This window comes from Streptomyces sp. ERV7, from assembly GCF_001653515.1.
Lineage (GTDB): Bacteria > Actinomycetota > Actinomycetes > Streptomycetales > Streptomycetaceae > Streptomyces.
The window spans coordinates 1-5,484 of record NZ_LYOY01000085.1; the positions used below are offsets into that span (position 1 = coordinate 1).

The following is a 5,484-nucleotide window of genomic DNA, read 5'->3' on the forward strand; positions in this document are numbered from 1 at the left end:
GGCAGCCGTTTGATGAAGCCGGTGCGCCACACCAGCTGTTCGGGCGGGACCGCCAGACGCAGCCCCGGGAGCCGTTCCACCAGCGCGCCGAGCGCGATCTCCGCGTGGGCCCGGCCGAGGCCCGTGGCCGGGCAGAAGTGGCTGCCCGCGCCGAACGAGAGGTGCGGGTTGACCTCGCGGTCCAGGTCGAGCCGTTCGGGGTCGGTGAAGACCGCCGGGTCGAAGTTGGCGGCCTCGACCAGGACGAGCACCAGCTCGCCCTTCCTGACCAGGACGTCACCGACCCGGGCGTCCTCGGTGGCCAGCCTCGGCAAACCGTCCCCGATGGACAGGTTCCAGCGCAGCAGCTCGTCCACCGCCCGGCCCATCCGGTCCGGATGCGCCCTCAGATACTCGATCAGCTCCGGGTGCTGGAGCAGCGCGAGCACGGCGAGCACCAGGAACGCGGAGGTGGAGACGGCGCCCGCGCCGAAGAGCGAGACCGCGACCGTCGCCAGCATCTCGTCGGTGAGATGCGCCGACTCCTCCTCCGTACGCAGCTCCGCGAGCCGGCCGAGCAGACCCGAGCGCTGGTCCTCGGGCGCGTTGAGCCGGTCGACCATGTAGCCGAGGTCCTTGTACCAGTTGAGGCGGGAGCCCTCGAAGGCGTGCGGGCTGGTCATGAACGCGATGTCCAGGCCGCTCATCAGCCGCCGCCAGTCCGCGAACGGCACCCCGACCACCTTGCAGTGCAGAGCCGCCGAGAAGGGGTCGGCGAACCCCGCCCGGAAGTCCACCGGCGGTCCCTCGGCGAGCAGCCCGTCGACGAACTCGTCCGCCCGCTCGCGCAGCCAGCCCCGCAGCCCGTCGGTGCGCGGGTTGAGCGCCTTCATCACGGCGCCGCGCAGCCCCGCGCTGTTGATGTTCCCCATGTTGTTGACGACCTCCGGAGGGATCGTCAGCGCGTACTGGCGCGGGGCGTCCGGGGCCGCGGTGTCCTTGAGGCTGAACCGGTCGTCCTCCAGGACGCGTTTGGCCAGCGCGTAACTGCTCACCAGCCAGGCGGTGTCCCCGGTCATGGTGCGTACCCGGGCCACCGGCTCCCGGGTGCGCAGGGCGGCGCACTCCTCGGGGAGCACATCGCCGCGCCGCCCGAGCGGGAAGTCGAGCAGCGGGCCGGCGGCGGGGTGAAGACCGGTGGTCCCGGCCGTGGCCGTGCCGGTCGTGCCGGTGCGGCTCATGCGGCGACTCCTTCCGGGCGGACGGCCTGCGGGCGTACGACCGCGTACGCCTGGTTGCGGGAGGCGCGCAGGCCGCCGCCCTTGGCGTAGAGGAGTTCGGTGAGCGGGATCAGCGCGTGGTAGCAGGACACCGAGGACGGGACCTGGAGGATGCCCGGGGTGTCGAGGAAGAACGGGAGCTCGGCGGCGATGTAGTCGAGGCAGGCGGCGGTCTGCGCCTGGCTCACCGGGGCGCCGTCGGCCTTCCCGGCCAGGAACGCGGCCGCCATCTCCTCGCAGCCGGTGCGGAATTCGCGGTCGGTCGCCAGGAAGTGCCGCACCCGGCGGTGCAGCAGGTCGTACACCGGGTTCCCCTCGAACTCCGAGAGCGCGTGCACGAAGACCGCCGGCCCGGGGCGGCCTGCCTCCTCGACGCCCCGCACGATCCTTCTGCGGACCGCCTTCAGCTCCTTGGCGGCGCGTCGGCGCGCGTGCTCGTCGTCGTATCCGAGCGTCGCGAACATCCGGTCCACATGGCGGTCGGCGTAGACGAGGTCGACCCGGTCGAAGCGCGCGGAGGCCCAGCGGACGAGACCGGCGATGCGGTCGGCGCTGAAATAGCTGTTTCCCGGACTCACCCCGATGAGGACGTGATCGCCCTCGTCCCAGATGAACCGGCAGCTCCGGGTGAATGGCTGGAAGGTAAATGTGGTGGTTGCTTCAGTGGTGGCAGTCACTCCTGAATCGCCCCAGCGCCGCGAGTCCCTGGGAGCCCTGTGCTCCCGGTGTGGCGGCGACAGCAAGAAGTTATCGCCCGGTGGCGGAGCGTAGGGAAGAGGGTCCCGGACTTTTGGCGGGATTTCGACCCCGGGAAATGCCGGGAACGATGTTTGGGGCGGTGGTGGGGCGGTGGGACCACCGGGCCCGCCACCACCGGCGGCACCTGGGCGACCCCGCCGCCCACCCGCGCGCTCCAGCGGACCTGCCCGGTCGCCGGGGCCACCGCTTCCAGGGTGCCCGCGTCCCGCCAGTGCAGCAGCAGCCCGCCGCCGGTCACCGGCGTGCGGGACCCGCCGAGGCGCCGGGGCCAACTGGCGTCGAGCCCCAGGGTGTCCCGCGACCAGCGGTCACCCACGCGGTCGGCGGGGACGCCGTGCAGCCGGTTCCCGGCGGCGATCAGCAGCGTGCCGGCCGCTTGGGCGAGCGCGGTCGACCCGGCGGGGAGGTCCCTGCGCGCGAGCGTCTGTACGGGGCGGACCGCCCGGCCGTCCGCGCCGACGAGGTGCAGCCTTCCGTTGGTGGTGAGCACCGCGAAGCGCTCTGCCAGTGCGCACACCGCCCACACGCCCTCGTCGTCCGTCGTCGGCGCATACGTCCACCGCCGCACCCCGTCCCTCACCCCCACGCACCGCGGCCGCGTCGACGCGCCGGGCACGGGGGCGAGCAGCAGCGCCTCGCCGAGCACGGCGGGCGCCACGGTCGCCGGGCCCGGCGGGGTGGTCCAGCGCACGGCGCCACCGGCCGGGTCGACGGCCCGGGTGCGCCACTGGGTGCTCGTCTCCGCGTACGAAGTGATCAGGAGCCCGCCCGCCGAGGTGAACCAGCCCAGGGCGGGCGCCAGTTGGGGCGCCCGCACGCGGACGGCCCCCGATTCCAGGGCTACGGCCGGAAGTCCCAGGTCCGGCGCGAGCAGCAGCCCGTCGGACGCGCCCCACCAGCCGCTCGCCGCCCCGTCCGTCTTCCGCTGCCACAGCGGCGCCCCGTCGGCGCCCGCGAGCGCCTGGACCACACTGGAGGCCGAGCCCCCCGGGCCGGTGCCGTGCACCAGCAGCGAGGTCCCGGCCACCAGCAGCGCGTCCACCCCGCCGTTCCCCGGCTCCAGGCTCCAGCGGGCCCCGCCCGCCGCCGCGCCCGTACGCACCACCGGGTCCCAGGAAGCCCCGGATCCGCCGCCGTCCGGGGTGGGCCGCAGCAGCGCGTACCCGAAGAGTCCGGCGAGTCCGGCCCCGCCGCCCAGCAGCAGGCCCCGCCGGGTCGCCACCCGGCCGCGCCGCGGGCGTATGGGCACGGGGGACGGCTCCCGTACGGTCGGCGGCGGCGCGTCCTGCGGCTCCGGAACCGGCTCGTCGGCGAGGACGAGGGACCGCAAGGGCTCCTCGCGCCACCACAGCGGGGGCCGGGTGTCACGCACCGCCCGCAGCACGGTCCGTACGGTCGGACGGGCCGCGGGGTCCTTGTCCAGACAGCGCTCCACCAGCTCCCGCAGCCCGGACGAGCCCGGCACACCGGACAGTTCGGGCTCCTCGTGGACCGTGCGGAACAGCAGGACCGCGACCGTGCCCGTGCCGAACGGGCCCCGGCGGGTCGCCGCGAACGTGAGCACCGCGCCCAGCGCGAACACATCGGCCGCGGCCGTCGCGGGCGGCCCGTCCCCGGCGATCAGCTCCGGGGCCAGATAGCCCGGCGTCCCGATGATCGCGCCGACCTCCGTCAGCGCCCGTCCGTGCACCGCGCGGGCGATGCCGAAGTCGATGACGCGCGGCCCGTCCGCCGTCACCAGCACGTTCGACGGCTTCAGATCGCGGTGGACGAGCCCCGCCGCGTGGATGTCGGTGAGCGCCTCGGCGAGGGCCGCGCCCAGCGCGCGCACCGCGGCCGGCCGCAGCGCACCGCCCGCCGCCACGGCCCGGCTCAGCGTCACGCCCGGCAGGAACGCGGTGGCCAGCCACGGCACCGGCGAGTCCGGATCGGCGTCCAGGACCGGGGCCGTGTGCGCGCCCGTCACGGCTCGCGCGGCGGCCGCCTCGCGCCGGAACCGCTCCCGGTAGTGCGGGTCGTCCGCGAGGTGCCCGTGGACGGTCTTCACGGCGACGAGCCGCCCGCCCGGCGTACGGCCGAGGTACACCTGCCCCATCCCGCCCGCGCCGAGCCGGCCGAGCAGCCGGATCCCGCCGAGGCGGCGCGGATCCGAGGCGAGTAACGGATCCGTCATCCGGGGCCGTCCGGGCCGTGGAAGGTGGTGAGCACCGACCCGGCGCACACATGCACCAGACCGTCTCCCGCGCTCCCGAGCAGCTCGTCGCGGCCCTCGAACGGCACGGCCCACACCAGCTCGCCGGTCGCCGGGTCGAGCGCGTGCAGCCCCCACTTCGGCCCGCCCAGGGCGAGTTGGCCACTGCCGGGCTCCGGCCCGGTGACGTACAGCCGTCCCTCGGAGAGCAGCGGTGGCGGCGCCGCGTAGGGCGCCTCGGTGAGCCGCCGTACGTCGGTCCGCAGCCAGCGGGTCCGGCCGGTGGCCGCGTCCAGGGCGCTGACCTCGGCGTACGAACCGGCGTGCACCAGGCCGCCGGTGGCCGTCGGCGTCACGGACACCGAGCTGGTGACGCCCCGGGACCACAGGGTGGTACGGGTCGCCAGCTCGACGGCGCTGACCGCCTCGCCGAGCGCGAAGTAGCCCGTCCCGGTGGCCCCCGGGTGGGCGTCGGGCCGCGGCGCCCCGCCCACGACGGTCGTCTCGAACCGGCCGTCGGAGGCCCGCAGCACATGGAGCGGGTCCCGCGCCAGGGCCTTGAGCTGCTCGGGCTTGTCCGACGGGGCGTGGGCGGAGGCGGCGACCGCGAACCGCCCGCCCGCGTGCCGCACCGCCGTCACCCCGGCGGCCGTCCCCTCGTGGTACCAGAGCCCCTCGCCGGTCGCCCGGTCGTAGCCGTACGCCCGCCAGGGCCGCTCCGGCGCGGTGCGCCGCGCCCAGAGGGTGTCGTACGGCTCGTACGTGACCAGGCACGCGACCGAGTCGCCGAGCGCGATCATGCCCCGGGAGCCCTCCAGTTCGACGTCGTCGGGCAGCAGCGAGGTGCGGGGGCGCAGCCCTTCGAGCCGGGGGTCGCGGGTCTCCCAGCGGGTGTCGCCGGTGGCGGCGTCGAGCGCGGCGAGCGTCGGGGCGGCGCCGAGCCGGCCGCGTACGGCGTACACGAGGTCGGTGCCGTGCGGGACGACCTGGCCGACGCCCTTGGCGTCCCGCTGCCAGCGGACGGCGCCGGTGGCGGGGTCGAGGCGGGTGAGGGAGGCGTCGTCGTGGACGTAGAGGGCGTCGCCGTGGCGCAGAAGGGCGCCGCCGTACTGGGTGCGGCCGAGGTCACGGGTCCACAGGGTGCGGCCGCGGGCCCAGGGGGCACTGCTGCCGGCCCGAGCGCCGTCGTCCTCGTTCCCGCTCCCGTTCGCGTCGAGTGCGACGGCGGTGGAGATGCCGGCGGCCGCGACGGCGCCGGAGGCGGACCAGAGGAGG

4 protein-coding genes are annotated in these 5,484 nt (G+C 75.6%); all 4 read right to left on the reverse strand.

Going from position 1 to position 5,484, the window contains the following annotated elements:
* On the reverse strand, nucleotides 1–1,220 hold a 1,220-nt coding region (locus tag A8W25_RS30520), incomplete at its 3' end, for a cytochrome P450 (protein ID WP_079126537.1).
* Nucleotides 1,217–1,936 carry a tRNA-dependent cyclodipeptide synthase gene (locus tag A8W25_RS30525; protein WP_067167674.1) on the reverse strand — a complete coding sequence of 240 codons (720 nt, stop codon included), beginning with the start codon at nucleotides 1,934–1,936 and terminating at the stop codon, nucleotides 1,217–1,219. The genes A8W25_RS30520 and A8W25_RS30525, both read right to left, overlap by 4 nt.
* On the reverse strand, nucleotides 1,933–4,191 hold the full coding sequence (locus tag A8W25_RS35310) for a protein kinase domain-containing protein (RefSeq protein WP_067167676.1): 2,259 nt from the start codon (nucleotides 4,189–4,191) through the stop codon (nucleotides 1,933–1,935). Before A8W25_RS35310 ends, A8W25_RS30525 begins: the two co-directional genes overlap by 4 nt.
* Nucleotides 4,188–5,484, reverse strand: a 1,297-nt coding sequence (locus tag A8W25_RS30535; protein ID WP_158942823.1) for a PQQ-binding-like beta-propeller repeat protein, incomplete at its 5' end; no start/stop codon positions are given. The genes A8W25_RS30535 and A8W25_RS35310, both read right to left, overlap by 4 nt.

What these genes read in the sequence shown, in the direction of transcription:
- A8W25_RS35310 (WP_067167676.1), bottom strand. Translation starts at nt 4,191, where the DNA reads ATGACGGATCCGTTACTCGCCTCGGATCCGCGCCGCCTCGGCGGGATC.